This is a genomic window from Shinella sp. HY16, assembly GCF_028534175.1.
Lineage (GTDB): Bacteria > Pseudomonadota > Alphaproteobacteria > Rhizobiales > Rhizobiaceae > Shinella.
On the sequence record NZ_JAHYXL010000001.1, the window covers coordinates 3,210,771 to 3,235,178 of the forward strand.

Annotated in this window: 22 protein-coding genes; 6 read left to right on the forward strand and 16 right to left on the reverse strand. The window is 64.3% G+C overall.

The window, feature by feature from the left end:
* Window positions 1-266 precede the first annotated feature (266 nt).
* A complete protein-coding gene (locus tag K0P03_RS15865) occupies window positions 267-1,286 on the forward strand; it encodes a LacI family DNA-binding transcriptional regulator (protein WP_050743670.1) in 1,020 nt (339 codons plus the stop codon).
* Between the two features lie 13 nt (window positions 1,287-1,299).
* Here the strand turns inward: K0P03_RS15865 and K0P03_RS15870 are convergent, their stop codons facing one another.
* The 6 genes from K0P03_RS15870 to kdpF are packed head-to-tail and all read right to left on the reverse strand — an operon-like array spanning window position 1,300 to window position 9,152.
* The gene (locus K0P03_RS15870; protein WP_050743669.1) at window positions 1,300-1,992 is read right to left on the reverse strand and encodes a response regulator; all 693 of its coding nucleotides are present in this window, start codon (window positions 1,990-1,992) and stop codon (window positions 1,300-1,302) included.
* Window positions 1,989-4,673, reverse strand: coding sequence for a sensor histidine kinase (locus K0P03_RS15875; RefSeq protein ID WP_272790055.1), 2,685 nt, complete (start codon window positions 4,671-4,673; stop codon window positions 1,989-1,991). Before K0P03_RS15875 ends, K0P03_RS15870 begins: the two co-directional genes overlap by 4 nt.
* Before the next feature lie 8 nt (window positions 4,674-4,681).
* Window positions 4,682-5,251, reverse strand: coding sequence for a potassium-transporting ATPase subunit KdpC (kdpC, locus tag K0P03_RS15880; RefSeq protein ID WP_272790056.1), 570 nt, complete (start codon window positions 5,249-5,251; stop codon window positions 4,682-4,684).
* A 2-nt stretch (window positions 5,252-5,253) separates the two neighbouring features.
* Window positions 5,254-7,290, reverse strand: coding sequence for a potassium-transporting ATPase subunit KdpB (gene kdpB, locus K0P03_RS15885; RefSeq protein ID WP_023513924.1), 2,037 nt, complete (start codon window positions 7,288-7,290; stop codon window positions 5,254-5,256).
* A gap of 11 nt (window positions 7,291-7,301) precedes the next feature.
* Window positions 7,302-9,011 (reverse strand): potassium-transporting ATPase subunit KdpA, encoded by a 1,710-nt coding sequence (gene kdpA, locus K0P03_RS15890; RefSeq protein ID WP_272790057.1) that lies wholly within the window; start codon window positions 9,009-9,011, stop codon window positions 7,302-7,304.
* 18 nt (window positions 9,012-9,029) lie between these two features.
* Window positions 9,030-9,152, reverse strand: coding sequence for a K(+)-transporting ATPase subunit F (gene kdpF / locus K0P03_RS15895; RefSeq protein ID WP_081870726.1), 123 nt, complete (start codon window positions 9,150-9,152; stop codon window positions 9,030-9,032).
* Between the two features lie 266 nt (window positions 9,153-9,418).
* Here kdpF and K0P03_RS15900 point away from each other — a divergent pair, with 266 nt between their 5' ends.
* From K0P03_RS15900 to K0P03_RS15910, 3 genes are read left to right on the forward strand one after another with little or no spacing between them, the layout of a single operon-like run.
* A complete protein-coding gene (locus K0P03_RS15900) occupies window positions 9,419-9,793 on the forward strand; it encodes a COG4315 family predicted lipoprotein (protein ID WP_272790058.1) in 375 nt (124 codons plus the stop codon).
* Window positions 9,777-10,343, forward strand: a complete 567-nt coding sequence (locus K0P03_RS15905; protein ID WP_272790059.1) for an RNA polymerase sigma factor — start codon at window positions 9,777-9,779, stop codon at window positions 10,341-10,343. The genes K0P03_RS15900 and K0P03_RS15905 overlap by 17 nt, the downstream gene beginning before the upstream one ends.
* A complete protein-coding gene (locus K0P03_RS15910; RefSeq protein ID WP_272790060.1) occupies window positions 10,340-11,119 on the forward strand; it encodes an anti-sigma factor family protein in 780 nt (259 codons plus the stop codon). Before K0P03_RS15905 ends, K0P03_RS15910 begins: the two co-directional genes overlap by 4 nt.
* Before the next feature lie 33 nt (window positions 11,120-11,152).
* On the opposite strand, the gene K0P03_RS15915 is transcribed toward K0P03_RS15910, so the two are convergent.
* The gene (locus tag K0P03_RS15915) at window positions 11,153-11,947 is read right to left on the reverse strand and encodes a TSUP family transporter (protein ID WP_272790061.1); all 795 of its coding nucleotides are present in this window, start codon (window positions 11,945-11,947) and stop codon (window positions 11,153-11,155) included.
* 15 nt (window positions 11,948-11,962) lie between these two features.
* On the opposite strand from K0P03_RS15915, the gene K0P03_RS15920 reads away from it, so the two are divergent.
* A complete protein-coding gene (locus tag K0P03_RS15920; protein WP_272790062.1) occupies window positions 11,963-12,751 on the forward strand; it encodes an AraC family transcriptional regulator in 789 nt (262 codons plus the stop codon).
* A 7-nt stretch (window positions 12,752-12,758) separates the two neighbouring features.
* On the opposite strand, the gene K0P03_RS15925 is transcribed toward K0P03_RS15920, so the two are convergent.
* On the reverse strand, window positions 12,759-14,060 hold the full coding sequence (locus K0P03_RS15925) for a four-carbon acid sugar kinase family protein (protein ID WP_272790063.1): 1,302 nt from the start codon (window positions 14,058-14,060) through the stop codon (window positions 12,759-12,761).
* 3 nt (window positions 14,061-14,063) lie between these two features.
* Window positions 14,064-15,320 carry a 3-oxo-isoapionate-4-phosphate decarboxylase OiaX gene (gene oiaX, locus K0P03_RS15930; protein WP_130513973.1) on the reverse strand — a complete coding sequence of 419 codons (1,257 nt, stop codon included), beginning with the start codon at window positions 15,318-15,320 and terminating at the stop codon, window positions 14,064-14,066.
* 142 nt (window positions 15,321-15,462) lie between these two features.
* Here oiaX and K0P03_RS15935 point away from each other — a divergent pair, with 142 nt between their 5' ends.
* Window positions 15,463-16,179 (forward strand): transcriptional regulator NanR, encoded by a 717-nt coding sequence (locus K0P03_RS15935; protein ID WP_023513982.1) that lies wholly within the window; start codon window positions 15,463-15,465, stop codon window positions 16,177-16,179.
* A gap of 3 nt (window positions 16,180-16,182) precedes the next feature.
* Here the strand turns inward: K0P03_RS15935 and apnL are convergent, their stop codons facing one another.
* From apnL to K0P03_RS15970, 7 genes are all read right to left on the reverse strand, one after another.
* Window positions 16,183-18,051 carry a D-apionate lactonase gene (gene apnL, locus K0P03_RS15940; RefSeq protein WP_272790064.1) on the reverse strand — a complete coding sequence of 623 codons (1,869 nt, stop codon included), beginning with the start codon at window positions 18,049-18,051 and terminating at the stop codon, window positions 16,183-16,185.
* Complete coding sequence (locus tag K0P03_RS15945) at window positions 18,048-19,082, reverse strand: Gfo/Idh/MocA family protein (protein ID WP_272790065.1); 1,035 nt, start codon at window positions 19,080-19,082, stop codon at window positions 18,048-18,050. The genes apnL and K0P03_RS15945 overlap by 4 nt, the downstream gene beginning before the upstream one ends.
* Window positions 19,083-19,084: 2 nt before the next feature.
* Window positions 19,085-20,152, reverse strand: a complete 1,068-nt coding sequence (locus tag K0P03_RS15950; RefSeq protein ID WP_130514214.1) for an ABC transporter permease — start codon at window positions 20,150-20,152, stop codon at window positions 19,085-19,087.
* Window positions 20,152-21,696 (reverse strand): sugar ABC transporter ATP-binding protein, encoded by a 1,545-nt coding sequence (locus K0P03_RS15955; protein WP_272790066.1) that lies wholly within the window; start codon window positions 21,694-21,696, stop codon window positions 20,152-20,154. The genes K0P03_RS15950 and K0P03_RS15955 overlap by 1 nt, the downstream gene beginning before the upstream one ends.
* 1 nt (window position 21,697) lies before the next feature.
* Window positions 21,698-22,336 carry a DUF2291 family protein gene (locus K0P03_RS15960; RefSeq protein ID WP_272790067.1) on the reverse strand — a complete coding sequence of 213 codons (639 nt, stop codon included), beginning with the start codon at window positions 22,334-22,336 and terminating at the stop codon, window positions 21,698-21,700.
* Window positions 22,337-22,405: 69 nt separating this feature from the next.
* Entirely contained in the window at window positions 22,406-23,347 is a 942-nt protein-coding gene (locus K0P03_RS15965) for a D-ribose ABC transporter substrate-binding protein (protein WP_050743658.1), read from the reverse strand.
* Window positions 23,348-23,451: 104 nt separating this feature from the next.
* Complete coding sequence (locus K0P03_RS15970; RefSeq protein WP_272790068.1) at window positions 23,452-24,279, reverse strand: phosphogluconate dehydrogenase C-terminal domain-containing protein; 828 nt, start codon at window positions 24,277-24,279, stop codon at window positions 23,452-23,454.
* Window positions 24,280-24,408 lie beyond the last annotated feature (129 nt).

Consider the following 24,408-nt stretch of genomic DNA (forward strand, 5'->3'; position numbering starts at 1 on the left):
CCTCCACGGTTGATATTTCGCCAGTTCCCTCAAGCCGTCCAGGGCGACAGGACCGACAATCTCCGCGCACCGAATGGGCACAGATCATCGTTCGCTGCGGCGAGGCCACAACGTCCGGTTCGTCGATGCTCCGTCTGACTCCTCCCTTGGGTCAGTCTTGCTGTTCAGGCAACTTCATCGATGGCGCATACTTGCTCAATCGATGAAGCAAGAATTGCCACCAAACGCCATTGGTGTCAAGGTGGCTCACGAAACGGAGATGACGTGTGAATAGAACGACGCAGACGAAAAGGACGACGATCTACGATCTGGCGGAGCTGGCAGGCACCTCGGCAAGCGCCGTCAGCGCGGTTTTGAACGGCAACTGGAAGAAGCGGCGCATCAGCGCGAAGCTCGCCGAAAAGATCACGAAACTCGCCGAGGAACAGGGCTATGCGCTCAACATGCAGGCGAGCGTGCTGCGCCGCGAGCGGTCCAAAATCATCGGCATGATCGTGCCGAAATACGACAACCGCTACTTCGCCTCGATCGTCGAGCAATTCGAGATGCTGGCCCGCGCGCGCGGCCTCTTTCCCATCATCACCTGCACGCAGCGCGATCCGGCGCTGGAGGTGGAGGCGGCGCGTGCCATGCTCTCCTACCAGGTCGACTGCCTGATCGCGACGGGCGCCACCGACCCGGACCATATCGTCGACCTCTGCGCTGCCGCGGGCGTACGCACCATCAATCTCGATCTTCCAGGCACGCGCGCGCCCTCCGTCATCTCCGACAATTACGGCGGCGCCTTGGAACTCACACGCCGGGTGCTCGCCAACTGCGAGCGGGAATTCGGTGAAAAAAGCCCCCTGCTCTTCGTCGGCGGCCGCGGCAGCGACCACAACACGATGGAGCGCGTACGCGGTTTTCGCGATGCGCATGCCGAGGCGGGCGTGACGGTGGATGAGACACTGGTGATGACCTGCGGCTATGCGCCCGAAAAGGCGGAAAACGCCATGAAGCAACTCGCCGAGCGCAAAGAGCCGCTGCCACGCGGCATGTTCGTCAACTCCACCATCTCGCTGGAAGGCGTCATGCGCTGGATCCGCCGCTCCGGCCGCTATGCCGACCGGGTGCCGCAGCTCGGCTGCTTCGACTGGGACCCCTTCGTCGCCATGCTGGGTGACCATATCGAGATGGTCCGCCAGGACGTCCCCAAAATGCTGGAAGCCGTGTTCGGCATCATCGATTCCGGCGCAACGGACCGCACCGTGGTGCAAATCCCTCCCATCGTCGAAAAGATCGGCTGAGGCAGCGAAAAGCTCAATCCGCCTCGACGACGAGCCGGTATCCGACACCCGGCTCCGTGCGCACGACGGCCGGATGGGTCGGGTCGCGCTCGATCTTCTGGCGAAGCTGGCCGATGAAGACCCGGAGGTAATGCAGGTCCTCGCCATGGGCCGGGCCCCAGACGGAGGTAAGCAGCGTCTTGTGTGTGACGACCCGCCCGGCGTGGCGCGCCAGCAACGTCAGGAGATCGTATTCCTTCGGCGTCAGGCGGATCGCTTCCTCGTCTCGCGATACCAGCCGGCGCACCGTGTCGATGACGAGGCCGTCGGTGACGAGCGTTGCCGGAGGCGCCTCAGACCGCTCGCGGTGACGCAGCGCATTGCGGATGCGGGCGGTAAGCTCGCCGATGCCGAAGGGTTTTTCGATATAGTCGTCGGCGCCGAGGTCGAGGGCCGCGATCTTCTCGCTCTCCCGCTCGCGGGCGGAGAGGATGATGATCGGAATCTGCGTCCAGCCGCGAAGACTGGTAACGACGTCCTTGCCGTCCATGTCCGGCAGGCCGAGATCGAGAATGACGAGGTCGGGTGCTGCCGTTGCCACGGCCTTCAGTGCCTCGCCGCCGGTTGCCGCCTCCACCACGTCATACCCCGCCGCCTTGAGGGCAGGCTTGAGGAACCGCTGGATCTGCGGCTCGTCGTCCACCACCAGAATGCGCTCGTTCATCATGTCGCCTTGCCAGTCCTTGCCTTTTCACCCACCGGGAAGCGGATGACGATGCGGGTGCCCTTCTTCTTCACTGCCGGGCTCTCCGCATGGATCTTGCCGCCCATCGCCTCGATGAAACCACGGGCGATGGATAGGCCGAGACCTGTTCCGGGCGAGCGGCCGTCCGGCTTGCCGCGACGATAGAATTTTTCGAAGACGCGGTCGATCTCCGAGGGCGGAATGCCCCTGCCGAGGTCGGTGACGGAGATGAGGACATCCTGTCCATCCCGCCGCGCATAGACATTGACCGGTTCCTCGCCACCATGTTTCACCGCGTTGTCGAGCAGGTTGAACAGCACCTGGCCGAGCAGCACGCTGTCACCCTCGATGAGCGGCAGGTCGGCCGCGATGCCGGTCTCGATCGCCTTGCCCGGGAAGTACTTGCGCGCCCGCTCGACGGCGGACTGCACGACATCGGAAACGTCCACCCAGTCACCCTTGGGCTTCAACGTGCCGGATTCGATGCGCGTCATGTCGAGCAGGTTGGCGACGAAGCGGCTCATGCGGCTGCCCTCCTCCTCGATCGACTGGAGAAGATCGTCGCGGCTTTCCGCAGTCATGCGCCCGCCGAGCTGGCGCAGGCTTGTGACAGCCCCCATGATGGTGGCGAGCGGCGTCCTGAGGTCGTGCGAGATCGAGGAGAGCAGAGCCTCCCGGTAGCGCTCGCCCTCGAGCTTGGCCGCCTGCATCACGCTTTCTTCCGAAAGCCGCGCCCTGTCGAGCGCAATCGCCGTCTGATCGAGGATGGCGGACAGCGCACGCTCCGCATTGAGGTCGAGGCGTTCGTCTCCCAGCTGAATGCCGCACACGCCGACCAGGCCGTGCGGCCCCATCAACGGGCGGAACTCGAAGCGGCTATTGGGCAGCGTGCCCGTGCCCAAGCCGGCCTTCTCCTGCTTGTCGCAGGTCCAGCGTGCCGCCGTGAAATCGGTGACGTCGAGCTCGGTATCCGGCGGCCAGACCGCGGCGACCTTGAGATCGTTCTTGTCGGGCAGAAGCAACACGATGTTGCGCTTGAGGCTTGCCTGCAGATGCGACACCGCCACCCAGTTCGCATCGTCGGCCTTGCCTGCCGTCGAGAGCTTTCGCGAAAAATCGTAGAGCGATTGCAAAGCCGTGGCGCGCACACGGGCAACTTTCGCCTGCTCCTTGATGCGCGAGGCGAAACCGCCGGCGATGATTGCCACCGTCAGGAAGACGAAGAGCGCGAAAACCTCGTGCGGCGCGGTGATCGTGAAGGTGTGCACCGGATCGATGAAGAGAAAATTGTAGGCGAGCGCCGAAAGGAAGGCGGCAATGAAGGCGGAGGCATAACCGCCCAGCACCGCGGCACCGAGAACCGCAAGCAGGAAGAGCAGCGAGATGTTCGGCAATTCGGCAAAGAGATAGACAAGCTTGCCCAACGCCGCCGTGGCGGCCACGAGCGCGAGCGCGACAAGCGCCGACTGCCGGTAGGAGGCGATCGCCGGCATGGCGGGGCGTGCGGGGGCGACCGACTTTTCCTTCCTGTCGGGCGTAACGAAATAGACACCAAGGCCTGCCGCGTTACGCGAGAGCGCATCGGGCAGCGACGGCGAGACGAGCCGTCGCCAGCCGCGGTTGCGCCGGGCGCCGATGACGATCTGCGTCGCGTGCTCGCGGCGCGCCAGCTTCAGGATTTCCTCGACGAAATCGTTGCCGACCACCCGGCGCGTTTCCGCGCCCAGCTGCTCGGCGAGCCGGAACAGCGCCTCTATGCGGTGCAGATGTTCGGTCGTGCCGACCTCCCGGTCCGCCCGCTCTATCGACACGACGATCCACGGCGCGTTGAGGCCGGAGGCGAGCCGGCTCGCCACACGAACCACCTTTTCCGACAATTCGTCCGGCCCGACACAGACAAGCAGGCGTTCGCCGGCCGCCCAGGGCCCTTCAATCGCATGCTGCTTGAGATAGTCGACCATCTGGTCGTCGACCCGGTCTGCCGTGCGCCGCAGCGCAAGCTCGCGCAGCGCCGTCAGGTTGCCGAGCCGGAAGAAGCGGTCAATCGCGCGGCTGGCGCTGTCCGGCAGATAGACCTTGCCCTCCTTCAGCCGCTCGATCAGCTCCGTCGGCGGCAGATCGACGAGCAGGACCTCGTCCGCCTTCTTCAGCATGACATCGGGCACGCGCTCGCGCACCGTGACACCGGTGATCTCGGCGACGAGATCGGCGAGGCTTTCGAGATGCTGGATGTTCAGCGCCGTCCAGACATCGATGCCGGCCGCGATCAGCTCCTCGATATCCTGGTAGCGCTTGGGATGCCGGCTACCTTCGGGATTGGAATGGGCCAGTTCGTCGACGAGCACGATGCGCGGACGGCGGGCGAGCGCACCATCGAGGTCGAACTCCTCCAGTGCACGGCCGCGATGGGTGATCTGTTTGCGCGGCAAAACCTCCAGACCGGCAAGCAGCGCGGCGGTTTCCCCGCGCCCGTGGGTCTCGACGAGGCCGACGACGACATCCACGCCCTCTGCCTTGAGACGGCCGGCACGCGACAGCATGGCATAGGTCTTTCCGACGCCGGGAGCTGCGCCCAGAAAAACAGTCAATTTGCCCCGGCGGTCTTTCTCCGCCAGGGCAAGCAATGTGTCGGGATCCGGTCTGCGGCTGTCGTCGTCCGCCATTCGTCCTCTCATGATCCGAGCGTGTCGAGCGCCATGTTGAGCTGTAGCACGTTCACTTGCGGTTCGCCGAACACGCCGAGGAGCCGGCCTTCGACCTGCCGCCCGACAAGGGCCTCGACCGTCGTTTCCTCCATACCACGCGCCTTTGCAACCCGCGCGACCTGCGCCCGCGCGAAAGCGGGCGAGATATGCGGATCGAGGCCGGAACCGGAGGTCGTCACCGCGTCGGCCGGGATCGGCGTCGCCATGCCCGTCGCCGTCAGCCGGGCGACATCCGCCTCGACACGATCCCGAAGCTTGACGGAGGTCGTGCCCAGGTTCGAGCCGGACGAGGCGGCCGCGTTGTAGGCGTCCGGTCCGGTGGCCGAAGGACGCGGCCAGAAATACTTGTCCGAGGCAAAGGCCTGCCCGATGAGGTCGGAGCCGACGACGGCTCCGTTCCTTTCGATGAGAGAACCATTGGCGGCGGACGGCATCACGACCTGCGCGATGCCGGTCACGGTGAGCGGATAGGCAAGGCCGAGAAGCGCCGTCAGGGCGAAGACGAGAGTGAGGGCCGGGCGAAGTTGTTTCAGCATGATCACACCAGATTTAGGGCGCTGACGGCAAGATCGATAGCCTTGATGCCTGCAAAAGGCAGGACGAGACCACCGAGACCGTAGACGAGAAGGTTACGGCGCAACAGGGCGGCCGCTCCCGCCGGACGATAGGCGACACCGCGCAGCGCCAGCGGAATGAGCGCCACGATGATCAGCGCATTGAAGATGACGGCCGAAAGGATGGCCGATTGCGGCGAGGCGAGTTGCATGATGTTGAGTGCATCCAGCGCCGGATAGGTCGCGACGAAGAGGGCCGGGATGATCGCGAAATATTTGGCGACATCGTTGGCGATCGAGAAGGTGGTCAGCGAACCGCGCGTCATCAGCAATTGCTTGCCGATCTCGACAATCTCGATGAGCTTGGTCGGGCTCGAATCGAGGTCCACCATGTTGGCCGCCTCGCGGGCCGCCTGCGTGCCCGTCTGCATGGCAACGCCGACATCTGCCTGGGCGAGTGCAGGAGCGTCGTTGGTGCCGTCGCCGCACATGGCGATCAGGCGGCCGCCCTGCTGTTCGCGGCGGATATAGGCCAGCTTGTCCTCCGGCGTCGCCTGGGCAAGGAAATCGTCGACGCCGGCTTCCGAGGCGATGGCTGCGGCCGTCACCGGATTGTCGCCTGTCACCATGACGGTGCGGATGCCCATGGCGCGCAGTGCCGCAAAGCGCTCCTTGATACCCGGCTTGACGATGTCCTTGAGGTGGATGACGCCGAGCAGGCGCGAACCGTCGGCAACGGCGAGCGGCGTGCCGCCGCTGCGCGCGATCGTCTCGACGGCACGACGGAATTCGGCGGGCGCATCACCCTCCTGAACGCCGGCAAAACGCAGCACGGCATCGACCGCGCCTTTGCGCAGCCGGCGGTCACCGAGATCGACGCCGGAAAGGCGGGTCTCGGCGGTGAACTCGATCACGGCATCGAAGCGCACCTGCGGCATCGCTACCGAAAACTCACCCGTTGCAAGAGCCACGATCGAACGGCCTTCGGGCGTCTCGTCGGACAGGCTGGCGAGAAGCGCGGCTTCCGCGAGTTCCGAGGGGCTCACGCCCGGCGCCGGCAGGAAATCACTCGCCATGCGGTTGCCGAAGGTGATGGTGCCCGTCTTGTCGAGCAGCAGCGTATCGACGTCGCCGGCCGCCTCCACCGCCCGGCCGGAGGTGGCAATGACGTTGAAGCGGACGAGGCGATCCATGCCGGCAATGCCGATGGCCGAGAGAAGGCCGCCGATGGTCGTCGGGATGAGCGTGACGAGAAGCGCGGCAAGCACCGTGACCGTCAGGATCGTGCCGGAATAGCCGGCCAGGCCCCAGATGGCGACGCAGACGAAGAGGAAGATCAGCGTCAGGCCCGAAAGCAGGATCGACAGCGCGATCTCGTTCGGCGTTTTCTGCCGCTGCGCGCCCTCGATGAGCGCGATCATGCGATCGACGAAGGAGGAGCCGGGCGCAACGGTGATCTTCACCGTGATCTCGTCGGAAAGCACCTGCGTGCCGCCGGTAACGGCAGAGCGGTCGCCGCCGGATTCGCGGATGACGGGAGCGGATTCGCCGGTGATTGCGCTTTCATTGACCGAAGCGACCCCTTCGATCACCTCGCCGTCGCCGGGAATGAGTTCGCCGGCGGCAACAAGCACGACATCGCCGATGGCAAGGCTGGTTGCCGGGATCGTTTCGACGGCGCCGGAGGCCGACCGCCGCCTTGCGACGAGTTCCGACTTGGTCCGCTTCAGGCTGTCGGCCTGGGCGCGGCCGCGCCCTTCGGCGACGGCCTCTGCAAAGGTCGCAAAGAGCACGGTAAACCAGAGCCAGGCCGCAATCTGGCCGGAAAAGCCCGCCTGCGCGCTGCCGGTAAAAAGATCGCGCAGGAAAAGCACGGTGACGACGGCGGCGACAGCCTCGGTGACGAAGATCACCGGATTGCGCACCAGCTGGCGCGGGTCGAGCTTGACGAAAGCATCGCGCGCGGCCGGCAGGAGGATGGCTGGGTCGAGAAGGCCCGGCGCGTGGTGGTCCTTTGACATGATCTGTTCCTTCAGAAGGTCTGGCCGGCAAGCATCGCTAGATGTTCGACGATGGGGCCGAGGGCAAGCGCAGGGAAGAACTGCAGGCCGCCGAGAATGAGGATGATGCCGATGAGGAGGCCGACGAAGAGCGGCCCGTCCGTCGGGAAGGTGCCGGAGGACGGGGGCACCTTCACCTTGGCCGCCAGCGAACCGGCGATCGCCATGACGGGTATCATATAGGCGAAGCGGCCGAGCAGCATGGCGATGCCGAGCGTCGTGTTGTACCAGACGGTGTTGCCCGTCAGCCCGCCGAAGGCCGAGCCGTTGTTGCCGGCCGCGGACGTATAGGCATAGAGGATTTCCGACAGGCCATGCGGGCCGGCCGTGCCGATGCTGGCGACGGCGAAGGGCAGCATGGCGGAAACTGCGGTGAAGCCGAGGATGGTGAGCGGCAGGACGAGCACGGCGAGCATGGCATATTTCATCTCGCGGCCCTCGATCTTCTTGCCGAGGAATTCCGGCGTGCGGCCGACCATCAGGCCGGACACGAAGACGGAAAGCAGCGCGAAGACGAGCATGCCGTACAGACCGGACCCGACACCACCCGGCAAAACCTCACCGAGCTGCATCAGGAACATCGGCACAAGACCGCCGAGACCGGTGAAGGAGCCGTGCATGCCGTTGACGCCACCGTCTGAAAGGCCGGTCGTGACGGCGGCATAGAGCGCGGTCATCGCCTGGCCGAAGCGCACTTCCTTGCCTTCCATATTGCCGGCGGAAGCATCGACGCCAAGAGCGGTCAGGATCGGATTGCCCGCGGCCTCCGCCCAGTAGACGACGGCGACGCCTGATATCAGCAGGATCGCCATGGCGCTGATGATCGCCCAGCCCTGGCGGCGGTTACCGACGAGCTGGCCGAACGTGTAGACCAGCGCGGCCGAGATCGACAGCATGGCGAAGATGTTGAGATAGTTGGAGAACGTCGTGGGGTTCTCGAAGGGATGGGCGGCGTTGACGTTGAAGAAGCCGCCACCATTGGTGCCGAGCTGCTTGATCGCCTCCTGCGAGGCGACCGGGCCGAGCGAGATCGTCTGGCTCGCGCCCTCGAGCGTGGTCGCCGTCACGGCACCGTCCAGCGTCTGCGGCAAGCCCATGGCGACGAAAGCAAGCGCGACGACGATCGCCATCGGCAGCAGCACATAGAGCACCGCCCGCGTCATATCCACCCAGAAATTGCCGAGCGTTGCGACCTTCGAACGGACGAAAGCCCGCGTCAGCGCCATGGCGAGCGCGATGCCCGTTGCGGCGGACAAGAAGTTCTGCACCGTCAGGCCGGCCATCTGGCTGAAATGGCTGAGCGTGGTTTCGCCGCCATAGTTCTGCCAGTTGGTGTTGGTGACGAAGGACACCGTCGTGTTGAAGGCGAGGTCCGGTGCCATGCCGGCAAAACCCTGCGGGTTGAGCGGCAAATACGCCTGCAGGCGCAGGATCGCATAGAGCGCGACAAAGCCGGCGATGGAGAAGGCCAGCATCGAGGCCGTATAGGCGAGCCAGCCCTGCTCTTTGCCGGGGTTTATGCCGGAAACGCGATAGAGGTCCGTTTCCAGACGTCCGAGAACCGGCGACAGCACAGTGCGCTCGCCGGCAAAGACGCGGGCCATGTACAATCCGAGCGGCTTGATCGTGACGAGCACCGCGAGGAAGAAGAGGGCGATTTGCAGCCACCCGATCGTGGTCATCAAAATTCTCCAAAAAACTCAGAAGCGTTCGGGCCGCAGCAGCGTGACCACGAGATAGGCGCCAAGGGCAAGCGCGACGAAAAGGCCGAAAAGGGGTTCAAGCACTGTCGTCTCCTCAAAGCCGGTCGAGCGCGCGGGCATAGGCTGCGAACACGACGAACGTGGCGCAGCCGAGCGCGAGGAATATGAAATCGGACATGTCCGTCTCCTGTTTATGCTGGCGGCACACTAGGAGCGGACGGGGTCAGGTTTCGATTGGGAAGGCAGGGAAGCGACGTAAGGAAAAGATAAAGATGCGTTTTCCAGTCCGCCGCGTATTTTTTCAAAGCGGCAGGGAATAATCCGGCAGGCATCGGTGTCTTGGCAGGGGCGGCTCAGGAAAGTCGCCGTAACGATGGGAGACGACCATGAAGTTCCTAGTCCTCGTACCATTCGCCGTCGCGGTCCTTGCGGGCACGGCTTTCGCTGCCGAACCGTTCACGGCCGTCAAGACCGACAAGGGCGAGGTGCTTGCCGGCGAGAAGGGCATGACCCTCTACACCTTCAAGAAAGACAAGCCCGGCACCTCGAACTGCTACGACAAATGCGCGACGAACTGGCCGCCGGCCATCGCCGCTTCCGATGCGGCCACAGAGGGTGCATACTCCCTCGTCACCCGCAAGGACGGGGCGAAACAATGGGCCAAGGACGGCATGCCGCTCTACTACTGGGTCAAGGACAAGAAGGAAGGCGATACGACTGGCGACGGTGTGAACGGCGTCTGGGATGTCGCAAAGCCCTGACCCGCACGGCGTCGGGATGGGCAGCGGGCGGGAGGGCGCATCCTCCTCGCCCGTCTCTTTCGACGCCGAGATCCTGGCCCTCTTGCCACAGCTCCGGCGCTACTCCCGCAGCCTGACACGATCGGATGCGGAAAGCGAGGACCTGCTGCAGGACTGTGTCGAAAAGGCACTGAGCCACCGGGGGCAATGGCGCGGCGCAAACATTCGCGCCTGGGCCTACCGGATCATGACCAACCTGCATCTCAACGCCCGCCGCGCCGTCGCGCGCCGCCCGTCCGTCGGCATCGAGGCGGCCGAGAGCATCGCCGAAGGCGCCCCGCCCTCCGATCCGCTGGCGCGGAACCGGCTCGTTCAGGCGCTCGACACCCTGCCGAAGGAGGCGCGGGCCGTGCTGATGCTGGTTGCGGTCGAAGGCCACACCTATCAGGAAGTTGCCGAAATCCTGGATGTCCCGGCCGGCACCGTCATGTCGCGCCTCTCCCGCGCCCGGCAGATGCTGCGGGAGAAACTGGCAGCCGAAAACGTCATTCACCTGCGGAGCCCCCGATGAGCGAGAGCCGCCCCGTGACCGAAACGGACCTGCACGCCTTTGCCGACGGCTTTCTGGAGGGAGCTGAACACGAACGTGTGGAAGCCCATCTCGCCGACAACCCGGAAGCCGCACGACTGGTGGCCGACTGGCAGGCGCAGAACGATGGCCTGAGAGACGCCTTTGCCGCCTATGCCACCGCCCGCCCCTCCGATCTCCAGCTCATCACCGGACATCGTGCCGCTAAAAGGGTCGCAACGCCGCACCTTGCAATGGCCGCCGCGGCAATGCTCGTCTTCATGCTCGGCGGCCTTGCCGGCCATTTCGGCCCGATGCTCCTTGAAAGGGCGCCGACGATGACGGCCATGGATGCCCTCCCGCACGAGGCGCGCAATGCCTATCTCATCTATGCGAGCGAGGTGCGCCATCCCGTCGAGGTCTTTGCCGACCAGGAGGCGCATCTGGCACGATGGCTCGGAAAACGCCTTGCCATCGACGACCTGAAGGTCCCGGACCTCACGACGCTCGGCTTCAAACTGGTGGGCGGTCGCCTCTTACCCGTCACCGACAAGCCCGGCGCCCTGTTCATGTACGAGGACGAAACCGGGCGCCGCGTCACGGTCCTCGTTGCCCGCAACGAGGAAAACCGGACGACCAGCTTCCGCTTTGCTTCTACCAGCGGCGTGGAAACCTTCTACTGGATCGATGGCGATCTCGGCTATGCGGTGACCGGCGACATTTCCCGCGAACGGCTCCAACAGATCGCGGAGGAATGCTACCGGCAGTTCCCGGCATAAGGCCGTCACAGGTCGGGCCAGGACCCGGCGGTTCTAGAGATAGGACAGGAACAGCACGATCCCCGTTGCAATGACGGCGAGCCGGAGGGCGATGGCTGGCACATGGGCCGCAAGCCGTCCGCCGAGGAACCCGCCGGCCAAGGCACCGGCAAAGACAGGCAACCCCTGCCGCCAGGCAATGCTGCCGCTTGCGATGAACACCGCAGCCGCAAGCGAGGTCACCACCGCCGCCCGAAAATTCTTGCGCAGATTGGCACGCCGGAGCGCCGCCTCCCCCTCCAGCATGATCAGCGCCATCAGCACGACACCGAGCCCGGCGCCGAAATAGCCGCCATACAGCGCCGCAGCAAAATCGAGGAACCGGCGCCGCGGCCCTTTCCCTCCGGCAAGGCGCCCCACGAGCCGATGCAACGGTGCGGCAAAGGTAAAGAGCAGCGTCGCCGTCAGGATGAGCCAGGGCACGAGCACGCGAAACACATCGTTTCCGCCAAGGAGCAGCAAGGCCGCACCCGCAAGTGCACCTCCTGCCACCCAGGGCATGCTGTCGCTCTCTTCTGCCGGCAGCCGCTCCGGTGCCCCGACGACTGCCAGCGCGTGGCCCGGCCAGATAGCGACCGCGCTCGTCGCCGCGGCCGAAACGGGCGGCACACCCACTGCGATGAGGGCAGGCAGCGTGAAGAAGGTGCCACCGCCAGCGATGGCATTGCAGAGGCCGCCGATCAGGCCGGCCCCTGCGAGAAGAAGGAAATCTGTCAGGATCATCGTCACCTCTGCGGCAAGAATAGACTTGCAGCCGGCGGGCAGTGTCGCGAAGATGCCAAGTGCCATCACGGAGGTGCCAGAATGCAGGTCGATCCGGTCGCGGGATACGAGGACGGCGCAGCACGGCTCATCGGCCTTTCCACCCGCTTCGAGACGGCGCGCCAGCCGCCGCCACACCAACACCGTCGCGGACAGTTCGCCTATTGCCCGGATGCGCCTCTCCTGGTGCAGGCCGCAGAGCGTTTCGTCGTGCTTGGTCCCGGCGAGGCGGTCTGGATACCCGGCGGCCTGCCGCATGCTCTGAGCGCGCGCAGCGCCCGCACGGCGCACAATCTCTATGTCGAGCCGGGCGCAACGGTGCTTCTCGGCGACCGGCCGATGCTTTTCCGGATCGGTGGACTGGAACGGGAGCTCGTGCACACACTCGCCTCCAGCGATCGCACGGCTTCCGGCCAACCGGCGCATGAGCGTCTCATCGACGTGTTCTTCGACCGGCTACGCCCGGCCCGACCTGTCGCGACGCTGGCAATTCCCGCCGATCCCGCACTCGCCGCCATGCAGCGCCAATGGCATGCCGGCGAAGAACGCCTGCTGGAGCTTTCCGATTGGGCCAACAGGCTGGCACTGTCGCCGCGCAGCCTGCAAAGGCGCATTACCACCACCACCGGCCTCTCCTTCCGTGCCTGGCGGCAACGGGTGGTGCTGGCTGCGGGTTTCGATCCGCTGATGCGTGGCCTACCGGTCAAAGTGGTGGCGGCCGATGCCGGCTATGGCTCGGCCAGTGCCTTCGTTTCCGCCTTCCGCAAGGCTTTCGGTGTAACGCCGGGCGCCCTTGCCGAGAAGGGCGCGACAGAGCATCCGGGCCGGTGAAAACCGCTCAGGCCCGGCCGGCGCGGATCATCGAGAAATAGTCGTCGCCGCCAACCTGCCCGCCCTTCAGCGCGATCTCGAGGCCATCCGCCGCCCCGCCATGGGCAATGCAGAGCGGCGAACCCGGCGTCTGCGGCAAGGGCATTTTCAGCGTGAGTGCCGCGATCCCCATTTCACCAAGCGCATGGCTTGATGTGTCGCCACCGGCCACGACCGCGCGAACAAGACCGGCACGTGCGACGATCTCCGACTGGATACGCCCCAAGGCACGCCCGAGACGATGACGGGCACCTGCCGCAGAATCGAGTTCACCGCCGCGGTCCGCCGCAGGCCCGAGCGCGGTATAGAGCACGACGCTGCGCCCTTCCTGCAAGATCCTGAGACCAGCCTCGACGGCCGCAGCAACCGCCGTCGCGTTGCTCTCGCCCGACAGCACAAGTGGATCGAGCGTGACGCCACCAAAGCCGTTTTCCAGCGCATGGCGGATCTGCCGTTCGGTGGTGGGCGAGACGCTGCCCGAAACGACAGCGATGCGATCCACCGGCCCGGCTGCGGGAAAGGCGGGCTTCTCGCCAACCAGGCCCCGGTCCCGCCATGTCGGGATCAGGGCATATTCCAGACCGGAGGAGCCACAGACAAAGCGGCTCTTCTCCCGCAGCCGGTTCCAGAGCAGGGCACCGGCCGCAACCTGCGTCGCCGCATCGAGCACGTCGACGAGAAGGATATCGGCGTTTTCCGGCTGCGGATCGGCCAGCAGCGCAACCATGTCGATGAGGGTGGAGGAGAGCGTTGTCTGCCGCGAGAGATGCAACAGGAGATTGGCCTCGTTCATCGGCGTCACCGGGTGACGTGCCATGACCGGATGGCGATCAATGCGGTAGTTACGCCCCTGATAGGCCGCAAAAAGGTCGCCAAAGGCCGTGTAGCGCCGGATCTGCGGCGCACCGACGATGAGCGGCACCGTCGCCTCGCCGAAGACGGCACGGCCGATCTCTATTGCGCGGCCGATGTTGCCGACATGGGGGGCGGAATCGAAGGTCGAGCAGATCTTGTAGTGGCAAAGCTCGGCATCGAGCGTCTTCAGCCAGCCGAAGGCCGCACGAAGATGCACGTCCATCCAGCCCGGTGTCTCGCTGCGGCTGGTGCCGGCCAGGCCGAAGGCCCGCGCACCGGCAAACCGTGACAGGAGGTCCGCATCCGGCACATCGAGGAAAAGCACGGTCTCCACGCCATTGGACGCGAGGGCCTCCATGACGTCCGTCGAGCCGGTGAAATCGTCGCCGTAGTAGCTGATCAGGGGACGTGTCATAGTCTAGGCTCCCTTGCCATCGGCAAACTTTTCGATGGACTGCGCAAGTTCCGCGTGGTCCTTCGCATAGGCTTCGAGCGGCACGCCCGCGACGGCCGCTTCCCAGGCCTGCCGTACGGCCTTGACGCCCGCCCCCGGCCCGCCCGGATGACTGACGATGCCACCGCCGCACAAGTACAGCAAATCCGTCGAACCCTCCGTCGCCGCGATCGTTTCCGGCGCCTGCCCGCCCCACTGGCCGGAGCCGATGACCGGGAGCGCCACGTCCTTCGTCGAAAACAGCGGCGTGCTGACGGCCTTGTAGGAGCGCACGAAACTCTCGTCGGGCTCCCAGTATTTCACGCGGATGCCGTTGATCTGGAACTGGTCGACACCGAGCAGCCGCCAGAACTGCTGCCAGACGGAAAACTCGAAGCCGAGACCGGCATGGCGGGTCAGGATATCCCACCCGTTGCGGTGGGCATGCAGCACGAGACCCGAGCGCTTGCGCAGAAAGGAAAGGCCGCCGAAGCCGATGGAGTTGATGTTGACGACCGCGCAGTTGCCGCCGGCTGCCAGTACCAGATCATGATTGCGCATCATCTCGTCGGGATCGGCGTGGCTGATGCCGAACGCATACATGACCTTCTTGCCGGTCTTCTGCTCGTGGTCGAGGATCCTCGGCATGATCGTCGCCACGCGGTCCTTCAGCGGCGAATAGGCCGGGCTCATCAGCTTCTCGTCGTCCTTGATGAAGTCGACGCCCGCAGCGATCAGTTCTCCGACCATCTCGGCCGTCTCGTGCGGCCGAAGGCCGAGTGCCGGCTTGACGATGGTGCCGATGATCGGCCTGTCTTTCACACCCGTCAGCGCGAAGCTTCCGGAAACGCCAAATTGCGGGCCGGGATGCGCGTCAGCGAACTCCGGCGGCAGCTTCATGCCGACGACGCGGATGCCCGTCATACCCTTGATGGAGAACACACCGCCGATCGCGATGGTCATCAGCGCCGAAAGATCGGTCCCGACAGCATCCAGCGGAAAATCGATATCGACATCCGCCCGGTGAAAGAGGTGCGCCCCAACGGCTTCATCCGGAAAGGAGGCCCGCTCGGCGGGCGGCAGGGGGCGAATGGCGGCAACGCGCGCTGCAACACGGGCCTTCAGCTCCTCCGTCTCCCCGGGAAGGGCCACGAAGGTGCCGGTCGACTGGTCGCTGGCGATCTTCGCCGCCATGGCCTCGGGCGAACCCGCCGTCTCTATCCGATAGGTCAGACGGATCACGTTTTCTCCTCCCGCGCGCGCTTGTGAAAATCCATCCACTGGTATAATGAGTATTTATGTTATTGCAAGCCGACTTTCTCGTGAAAGCTGTTGCGGCAATGAAACTTGATGCATATTCAAACCTGTCGAAACCAGGTGCCCCATGAACGTCGTTTCCGAACCGATCGTCCGCAAGAAACTCTCCGACGAAGTCTTCGCCCGGCTGAAGCACATGATCGAGACCGGCGAACTGAAAGCCGGCGACGACATGCCCTCCGAACGCGAGCTGATGGAGCGCTACGGTGTCGGCCGCCCGGCCATCCGCGAGGCAATGCAGGCGCTCGCCGGCAAGGGGCTGGTGGAGATTTCGCAGGGCGAGCGCGCCAAGGTGCTGCGCATCACCGCCGAATCCATCATCCGCCAGGTCGACCTGCCGGCAAAACTCATGCTCTCCGGCTCCTCCGACACGCTGGAGCATCTGAAAAGCGCCCGCATCTTCTTCGAGCGCGGCATGATCCGCGAGGCCGCCACCAAGGCGAGCCCCACCCAGATTGCCGAACTACGCGCCCTGCTCGACACGCAGAAACAAAGCCTCGGCGATGCGGATGCCTTCATCGAAGCGGATATGGAGTTCCACCAATGCATTGCGCGGATCTCCGGCAATCCGATCTTCGCGGCCGTCAGCGGTGCGATGCTGGGATGGTTGAAGTCCTATCATACGGAAATGCTCATCTGGACGGGCCGCGAGAATTTCACGCTGGCCGAACACGAGGAAATCATCCGCGCCATCGAGAAGGGTGACGCCGACCTTTCCGAAAAGGCGATGATCAAGCACCTCGAACGCTCCCGCGCGCTCTATGCGCTCAAGGGGCAGAAATAAGGTTCACAGCAGGACCTCGACCGTGCCGTAGGGCGGCAGGCTGATTCTTTGGGCCGCCGGCATCTCCACGCCGCCGCCACCGATCAGCGAAACCGTGCGCGGCATTGCCGGAAGAACCACAACCTGCGCTTCCCGCGTGATGTTCGCCAAAAACAACCGGCTTTCCGAAGCAAGGCCCAGCACCGCATCCGGGCGGGACGTCTCGACGGCGACCAGCGCCGCACCGGAAAGGCTGCCGAGCCGCGCCAGCACATGGGCGAGCGGCCGAAGCGCCCCTTCGGGCGTTGCCTCCCCCTCGCCTGCCACAAGCCCGAACGGCCCCGCCAGCGTCGACAGCGTCAGGACCTCAAGCCCGGCCGAGGCAACCGTAGCAGCATAGGCCAGCGTCCAGGCTGCACCGAACGCCCCGTTATGACGAAGATCCACATTGGCCATCGGAATGCGGCCGCCCGCTGGATTGGCCTTCGTCGCGCTGCCATAGGGATTTTGCCGCATGGCGATTGTCGAAGGGCCGATACGGTACGGCTTGTCACCGTAGAGCGTGCGAACCGAACGCGTGACAAAACGCAGCGCCTCGAAGGTCTGCATGACTGAGAGGTCATCGGCCGCGTGCACGATCGGATTGGTGCAATGACTGACATAATCCAGCAACGCGCCCGGCACACGCTTACGGTTGAGCTCGGTGAAATAACTCATCATGCCGCCACCGAGCCGCACGCCCGGAAAGGCTGCCCGCGCTGCGGCATACACCGCCTCCAGCGGCGGACACTCCGGCCAGACGCTGCCGGGCGGCGTCGACTGCCGGTCCACCGCAGGACAGACGAACAGCGTATCGAGCACCAGCCCTGCCTTACCGACGAGTGACGCGATATCAGACATTTCATCATCGAGCGGACGTTGGCACGGCACGGCAAGTTCCAGCGTCACCTTCAGGCCGGACCGTGCTGCGATCTCAGCATAGCCAGCCAGCGCTTCGATGCCATGGCCGGCGGCAGGATCGAAATGGGCGATCAAATGCCGGGCGCCCACAACGCTCAAGGCATCGAGTGCGGCCCGCTCGCCAGCAAGGCATTCCGGCCTCAGTCCGACGCCGATCTCGGGAAGCCGGTATGTCGTCGGCACCATCAGCAGCGAAACGGCATCCCCGGCACCGGCCGCAGGCGCCGCATCCCCATCCGACTCGATCGCAACAGAAACCCGCTGGCTGAACGGTTTGCTCTTCGGCACGCGATAGGGCCAGGGCAGCGCCAGGGGCCGCACATAGGTTTTGTAGGAGCCGTCGGTCCAGTTGCGCTGGTCCTCCATCTCGAAGACATCGCCGAAGAATTCCGTCGTTGCCGCGATACCGGGGGCAACGTGATGGGTAATGGCAGCGATATCCTTGAAGGGCTGCCAGGGCTCTATCCGGTCCGGCCAACGCGCCTGTTCGACTCTGCCGTCACTGTGCTGCACCTCGACCGGTTCGCCCGCAACGCCGACAACCGGATGCAGCACGACGAAGCCCGCACGCGCAGTTTCAAAATCCGCATCGCTGACGCAACCGGCAGAGAAGGTCACGCTTTCGGCGTTGCCGGTGATCGTGATGGCGCAGTCGAGGTTGGCGCCGGAAGGCGCGCTGAAACGGGCATCATAGCGAACGGAGAAACCCGTTGCCGTTTCTTCGAGCGCAAGATTGGCGATGGCGGCACCGCAGGTGCCCCAATCCTTATCGCGCACAAGGAAGGCAATGGCGCGCAGCACCTCATGGCCACGAAACCGCAGTGTGCGCAGGTTGCCGTCCTGAAGGCCCACACTCAGGTCGCCGGCCGAAAGCGTTCGGCTTTCCGGCTCGCGCTCGCTTGTGCCGTAGAGCCGGAGCAGGTCCCCGCTCATCCCAAAAGATCTCCCAGCGCGATGGTCTCGCCGCGCTCGGCACTGAGATAGGCAGCCTCCACCAAGGCAAAGGTTTTCAGGTTGTCGTGGCCGGAGGTGTCCGGTTCGTGTCCCGTCACCAGCCGCTCGATCCAGTGTTTCTGGATGAGCGCAACACTCTCCTGGATGTTGTGCCAGGGCCGCGAGGCCCAGGGCAGCAGGTTCGGCGCGACGACCGTTTCCGTCGTGCCATCTGGACCATGAACGATGAGCTTGTAGTCCTTGCCGAGCCGCAGCGTGCCCTTGCTGCCGTCGATCTCGACGAAGGTTTCCGGAAAGGGTTCCTGCGGCAGCTTCGTCGCATAGCTGACATCGACAATCGAGGTGACGCCGTTGTCGTGGTCGAGCAGCATCGTCGCCACGTCCTCGCCGGCGATATCAGGGTTGATGCGGCGGGTGCGGGCGGTCATGCGGCTGGCATCGCCGAAGAGGAAGCGGGCGATGTCGAGCGCGTGGATACCGAGGTCCTCGATGATGAAGCGATTGCCCTTGGCGAGATAGGGCTGGCCGGAGAACACATCGAAGCCGGAACGGAAGGAGACGCGCCCCCAGAAGGGATCACCGATCGCGCCACTGTCGAGCACCGCCTTTACGGCTAAGATAGGCGTCTGCCAGCGAAAATTCTCGTGGATCATCAGGGGGATGCCGGCCGCCTGCGCAGCCGCGACCATGGCCTTGGCGTCCCCGAGCGTCGGTGCGAACGGTTTCTGGCAGATCGCCGGGATCGTGTGGCTTGCGGCAAGCTCGACCAGTGCGCGATGGCTGCCGACCGTCGTGGCGATATCAACGAAATCGAAGCCGCCATCGGCAAACATCGCTCCCGCCGACTGATAGCGCCTTTCGACGCCGAAGTCGTCACCGACGATACGCAGCCGCTCCGGATCGCGGTCGCAGATGGCCACGATGTCCACGTCGGCCAAGTCCCGCCAGCCATGCATCTGGTTGACGGCGAAGAATCCGCAACCGATCAACGCACCCTTGAACCGCGCCATGCTCAACCCGCCTTTGCCATCTGCATCAGGGTGACGCGCTGCTGGAGCCGGCGCTGCGCCTGGTCCACGACGACGGCGACGATGATCACGAGCCCCTTGATCACCATCTGCCAGAAGGAACTGACACCCATCATCACCAACCCGTCCGAGAGAATGCCGATCACGAAGGCGCCGATGATCGTGCCGCCGATCGTGCCGCGTCCGCCCGACATGGATGTACCACCGAGAACGGCCGCCGCAATGGCGTTAAGCTCCAAATTGGTGCCGGTCGCGGGGTGCGACGCCATCAGTTCGGAGGAGATGATGAGGCCGACGATCGCCGCGCAGAAGCCGGAGAACATGTAGACGAACATCTTGACGCGGTTGACACGGATGCCGGACATGCGGGAGGCACGTTCATTGCCACCGACCGCGAAGATGTGCCGGCCGAGGGGCACGAAGCGGGCGAAGTAGGCGGCCCCCAGCGCGACGACGATCAGGATCCAGACGGAAACCGGCAGGCCAAGGATCGAGCCGGAGCCGAGATAGGAAAAGCCCTGGTTGCCGAGGTCTTCGCGGCCCGTGAGATTGGGCAGCGTCTGGCCATCGGAATAGAGCAGCGCCATGCCGCGCGCCACATAGAGCGTGCCGAGCGTCGCGATGAAGGGCGCGACGTTGAGGCGGGTGATGAGCAGGCCGTTGATCGCACCGATCAGAATACCGACCGCCATGACGATGACGGCGACCTCGACGATGTTGAAATAGACCGTGTAGCCGAGCGGCAGCGCCACGCCATACATGATGAGCCCGCCGGCGATCATGCCGCACAGGCCGACGATCGAGCCGACCGAAAGGTCGATGCCGCCGGTGATGATGACGAAGGTCATGCCGATGGCAAGGAACGCATTCTGCGTCGCATGCTTCGACATCAGGATCATGTTCGCAGTCGACAAAAAGTTCGGCGCGAAGATCGAGAAGAAGATGATCACCGCGAAGAGCGCGATGAAGGTCCTCAGCTTCATGATCGTGAGCAGGGCAGCGCCCGTGGAAAGGTGGTTGCCGGCGGCGGCAGTTTGCGTTGCTGTCGTCATCACGCGTGCATCCTTTTGGTTTTGTGTCCCTCCGCGGAGGCCGAAACGATCATCTCCTCGGTGGCGTCCTTTCGATCCACCACCGTCACCAGCCGGCCGTTGCTCATCACGGCGATACGATCGGACAACGCCATGACCTCTTCGAGGTCGGAAGTGGAGAAGAGGATGGCGAGCCCCTCGCCCGCCAGCCGCCGCATGGTGCGGAAGACGTCCGCCTTGGCCCCGACATCGATTCCGCGGCTCGGCTCGTCCATCAAAAGCACTTTTGGGCCGGTCATCAGCGCCTTGCCGATGACGACCTTCTGCTGGTTGCCGCCGGACATCGAGGTAACGTCGAATTCGGGGTTCTTCGCCTTGATCGAAAGGCTGCGGATCGCCTCAAGGATCGCCGCCTTCTCAAGCTTCAGATCGATATGGAAGCCGCCCTTCAGGAACTGGCCGAGGCTTGCCATCGAGAGGTTGTCGGCAATCGACATGGACTGCACAAGCCCCTCGCGCTGCCGGTCCTCCGGGATCAACGCCAGGCCCTCGCGGATGCGCCGGGTCGTATCGCGACCCTTCAGCTCCTCGCCCTCGACGAAGATTTTTCCCGTATAATGCTCGTGCCGGCCCATGATGCATTCGAAAAGCTCCGAACGCCCCGCGCCCATCAAGCCATAAATGCCGAGGATTTCGCCCTTGCGCACGCCGATCGAGACATGATCGACGGCATAGCCACCCTGCGCGCGCGGCAGGCAGATGTCTTCGGTGCGAAACATTTCCGCGCCCGGCTCGTGATCGACCTGCTTGGCAAAATCCTTGGCGTCCGAGCCGATCATCGAACGCACGATCCAGCGCGTGTCGATGTCCTTGACCATGGCGTGACCGGTGATCTGGCCGTCCTTCAAGACGGTGATGTAGTCTCCGATGCGCATCAGCTCTTCCAGCCGGTGCGAGATATAGACGATGGCGACGCCCCGCGCCTTGAGGTCGGCGATGACGCGGAAAAGCACATCGACTTCCGCGGCACTGAGGGCGGACGTCGGTTCGTCCATGATGAGGATGCGCGTGTCGAGCGAGACGGCACGGGCGATCTCGACGAGCTGTTGCTGACCGATCGGCAGGTCTTCCGCCAGCGTGTCGGCGGAAATGCCCGCTTCCAGGCGGTTGAGGAATTCGTTCGCCTTTTCGACCTGCGCCTTGTGGTCGATGCCGCGAAGACCGCGCGTGATCTCACGCGTCGCAAAGATGTTTTCGGCAACGGAGAGGTTGCCGAAGAGGTTCAGCTCCTGGAAGACGATGCCGATGCCGTGGCGCACCGCATCGGCGGGGCTGTTCAGATGAATGCGCTCGCCGTCCATCCAGATTTCGCCGAGCGTCGGCCGCTCCACGCCGGCGATGATGCGCATCATCGTCGACTTGCCGGCGCCGTTTTCGCCGACCAGCACATTGACCGCGCCGCGCCTGAGCTTCAGGTCCGCCTTCTTCAGCGCCACGATGCCGGAATAGGCTTTCGTGATGTCCTTCAATTCGAGAATGACGTCGCCGTCATCGATGCCGCTCATCTCAGCCTCCGACGGTGATCGTAACGGGCACGAATTGCGGCAACTGCCCCTTGGCTGGCAGCGGATAGGCGCCCGTCGCCTTGATCGTCTTGCCGGTCAGGCTTTCGCGGGGCAGCTTTTCCAGCAACAGGCCGTTCACATGGGTGTTGAACGACTTGCCGTATTGCGCCCACTCGATCTGGTTCTTGAACTCGTTGAAGTTCACGAATTTCAGGCTGTCACGGATGGCCGTACCGCGGATGGCCGGGCCGATCGAGACGCGCACATCCGCCTTCTGGTCGCCGTCGACGTCCACATCGACATAGGCTGCGCGCGATTTCGTTTCTTCAGCAACGATCACACCGTCGACCTTGGCCGCGAACGTCCAGGGCGCATTGCCCTGCTTTTCCTTATGACCGTATTTTTCGGCGGCGGCATTCAGGTCGCTTGCCGCGAGAGCGGAAACCGCCTGAAATGCACCGGCACGCTCGTCGAGATAGGGCACGACCTTGGCGTCCCAGATATCGGCGACCAGCTTGTCCGGATTGAAGGCCCCGGCCGCCGCCTGCTTCTGCTCGTCTTCCGTCTTGACGAACTTGCAGCCGCCAAGCGCCAGCGCGCCGGCCAGCAGAACCGGAAAGGCAGCCTGAAACCTCAGCATTCCCATTCTCCGTCATGAATGAAATGCGAGGCGGGACCGTACCCCGCCTCGCACCGTCGCGGGGGAGGATTATTCCGCGAGCGCGAAGGTTTCGAGCTTGCTGGCGTTGTCAGCGGTGATCAGCACGCAGTCCATGAGCTGCTTTTCCTCGGCCGGCGCCTTGCCGGTCGTGATGTATTCATGCGCCTGGGTGACGGCGAGCTGGGCCTGGGCATAGGCCGGCTGCATGACGGTGGCCTTGATGCCGCCTGCCTTGATCGAGTCGCGCACGTCGTTCGAACCGTCGAATCCGACGACGATGACGTCCTTGCGGCCGGCCGCCTGAAGCGCCGCGATCGCGCCCATGGCCATCGTGTCGTTGCCGGCGATCACGCCCTGGATGTCCGGGTTGGCCTGAAGGATCGTCTCCATCTTGGAGTAGCCTTCGGTCTGGCTCCAGTTGGCCGACTGCTGGGCGACCATCTTCATGTCGGGGTACTCGTCGATGACGTCGTGATAGCCCTTGGAGCGAATGCCGGCATTGAGATCGGCTTCGCGGCCGAGCAGCTCGACATAATTGCCCTTCTCGCCCATCAGCTTGACGAACTCTTCCGCGCCGAGCTGCGCGCCCTGATAGTTGTTCGAGACGATCTGCGAGACGGCAACGCCGGTGGCGTTGATTTCGCGGTCGATCAGGAAGGACGGAACACCCGCATCCTTCGCCTTCTGCACGGCAGCGATCGAGGCTTCCGAGCCGGCATTGTCGAGGATGATCGCCTTCGCGCCGCGGCCGATCGCGGTGTCGATGAGCTGCGACTGCTTGTTGGCGTCGTCATCGTGCACGAGCACCAGCGTCTCGTAGCCGAGTTCCTTGGCCTTCGCCTCGGCACCGACGGCTTCCGCCTTGAAGAACGGATTGTCGTGGCTCGGCGTGATGATGGCGATGAGATCCGCCGCAAAGGACGGCATGGCGACGCCGGCGGCCATGACAGCAGCGAAACCGACGGTGATCAGTCTACGGGTAATGTTCATATTTTTCCTCCCGGTTAGGCACCGGTCTCTCCAGCGGCCATTCCTCCATTGAAAAGGGCCGCCCCGGTGCAAGTCGCTTCATCGGCGGGCGAACCCGCCGGATATCAGGTGATGCGGTGGATGCTGGCCGCGATTTCCTCGGGCTCGAACACGCGCTTCCAGTCGTCCTTCATCAGCACGGGCTTGCCGAACTCGATCGCCTTGTTGCAGGCATCGGAGAAGACGCCGGGCGTCTCTTCGAAGATGACCGCGCCGAGCACGTTCATGTGACCGAGCAGGAAATCGCGCGCCGCCTCCTTGGCAACGCCCCGCCTGACGCATTCTTCCATCGCTTCCCGCATGACGACGAGCAACGAAGCGCAAACGGTCTCGGAAAGCCCGGGCTCCAGCAGCGCCATCTGCTCGACGGTGACACGGTGCGAGCGCATGACCGGCGCCCAGATAACCTTCGCGATCTCCTCACCGAGCGCATACGCTTCCTCCGGCCCCTGCATCAGGGCGGAAACGATATGCTGCTTGGCCGCGATGCCGCCGAAGAAATCACGCTTGGCGGCCGGATCCGTCTCGTCGTTGAAGATCGGCGGATGGCAGGGATGCGTGACGAAATAGGTAAGGTCCGCACGATCCGGCAGATGGCCGGCGAAGGGGGCGGCGGCGTCGAGCGCGACGACCATCGTGTCCGGCTTCAGCTTGTCGGCGATGCCGGCTGCGACCTTGCCGATCGCCGTATCCGGAACCGCGAGGATGACGACGTCGGCACCATCGAGGCCTTCGTCGGCGGAAACGCAGGCGAGGCCCAATTCATCGGAAAGGCGCGCCTTTCCGGCCTCGCTCACCTCGATATGACGGACATCGAAGCGCGAACCCTTGAGATTCTTGGCGAGCCGATAGCCCATTTTGCCACCGGCGCCGAACAACGCGATCGATGTCATCGAAGACCTCCCTGAATGCAACGGCCGGACATTTGGGCTCCAGCCGGAATTTCCTCCACCGGGCGTCCGGCGTGAGCCTATATTCCTCAACTGGTATAACATGTCAACAACTCTATCTTAGAATATGTG

Excerpts from the sequence above, each read along its gene's own strand:
- K0P03_RS15875 (WP_272790055.1), bottom strand. The coding sequence starts at position 4,673 with ATGGCGGACGACGACAGCCGCAGACCGGATCCCGACACATTGCTTGCC.
- kdpF (WP_081870726.1), bottom strand. The coding sequence starts at position 9,152 with ATGCCCGCGCGCTCGACCGGCTTTGAGGAGACGACAGTGCTTGAACCC.
- K0P03_RS15915 (WP_272790061.1), bottom strand. The coding sequence starts at position 11,947 with ATGGCACTTGGCATCTTCGCGACACTGCCCGCCGGCTGCAAGTCTATT.
- K0P03_RS15920 (WP_272790062.1), top strand. The coding sequence starts at position 11,963 with ATGCAGGTCGATCCGGTCGCGGGATACGAGGACGGCGCAGCACGGCTC.
- K0P03_RS15900 (WP_272790058.1), top strand. The coding sequence starts at position 9,419 with ATGAAGTTCCTAGTCCTCGTACCATTCGCCGTCGCGGTCCTTGCGGGC.
- K0P03_RS15905 (WP_272790059.1), top strand. The coding sequence starts at position 9,777 with ATGTCGCAAAGCCCTGACCCGCACGGCGTCGGGATGGGCAGCGGGCGG.
- kdpA (WP_272790057.1), bottom strand. The coding sequence starts at position 9,011 with ATGACCACGATCGGGTGGCTGCAAATCGCCCTCTTCTTCCTCGCGGTG.
- K0P03_RS15970 (WP_272790068.1), bottom strand. The coding sequence starts at position 24,279 with ATGACATCGATCGCGTTGTTCGGCGCCGGTGGCAAAATGGGCTATCGG.
- K0P03_RS15925 (WP_272790063.1), bottom strand. The coding sequence starts at position 14,060 with ATGACACGTCCCCTGATCAGCTACTACGGCGACGATTTCACCGGCTCG.
- apnL (WP_272790064.1), bottom strand. The coding sequence starts at position 18,051 with ATGAGCGGGGACCTGCTCCGGCTCTACGGCACAAGCGAGCGCGAGCCG.
- kdpC (WP_272790056.1), bottom strand. The coding sequence starts at position 5,251 with ATGCTGAAACAACTTCGCCCGGCCCTCACTCTCGTCTTCGCCCTGACG.
- K0P03_RS15935 (WP_023513982.1), top strand. The coding sequence starts at position 15,463 with ATGAACGTCGTTTCCGAACCGATCGTCCGCAAGAAACTCTCCGACGAA.
- K0P03_RS15945 (WP_272790065.1), bottom strand. The coding sequence starts at position 19,082 with ATGGCGCGGTTCAAGGGTGCGTTGATCGGTTGCGGATTCTTCGCCGTC.
- K0P03_RS15965 (WP_050743658.1), bottom strand. The coding sequence starts at position 23,347 with ATGAACATTACCCGTAGACTGATCACCGTCGGTTTCGCTGCTGTCATG.
- K0P03_RS15955 (WP_272790066.1), bottom strand. The coding sequence starts at position 21,696 with ATGAGCGGCATCGATGACGGCGACGTCATTCTCGAATTGAAGGACATC.
- K0P03_RS15870 (WP_050743669.1), bottom strand. The coding sequence starts at position 1,992 with ATGATGAACGAGCGCATTCTGGTGGTGGACGACGAGCCGCAGATCCAG.
- K0P03_RS15950 (WP_130514214.1), bottom strand. The coding sequence starts at position 20,152 with ATGACGACAGCAACGCAAACTGCCGCCGCCGGCAACCACCTTTCCACG.
- K0P03_RS15910 (WP_272790060.1), top strand. The coding sequence starts at position 10,340 with ATGAGCGAGAGCCGCCCCGTGACCGAAACGGACCTGCACGCCTTTGCC.
- K0P03_RS15960 (WP_272790067.1), bottom strand. The coding sequence starts at position 22,336 with ATGCTGAGGTTTCAGGCTGCCTTTCCGGTTCTGCTGGCCGGCGCGCTG.
- kdpB (WP_023513924.1), bottom strand. The coding sequence starts at position 7,290 with ATGTCAAAGGACCACCACGCGCCGGGCCTTCTCGACCCAGCCATCCTC.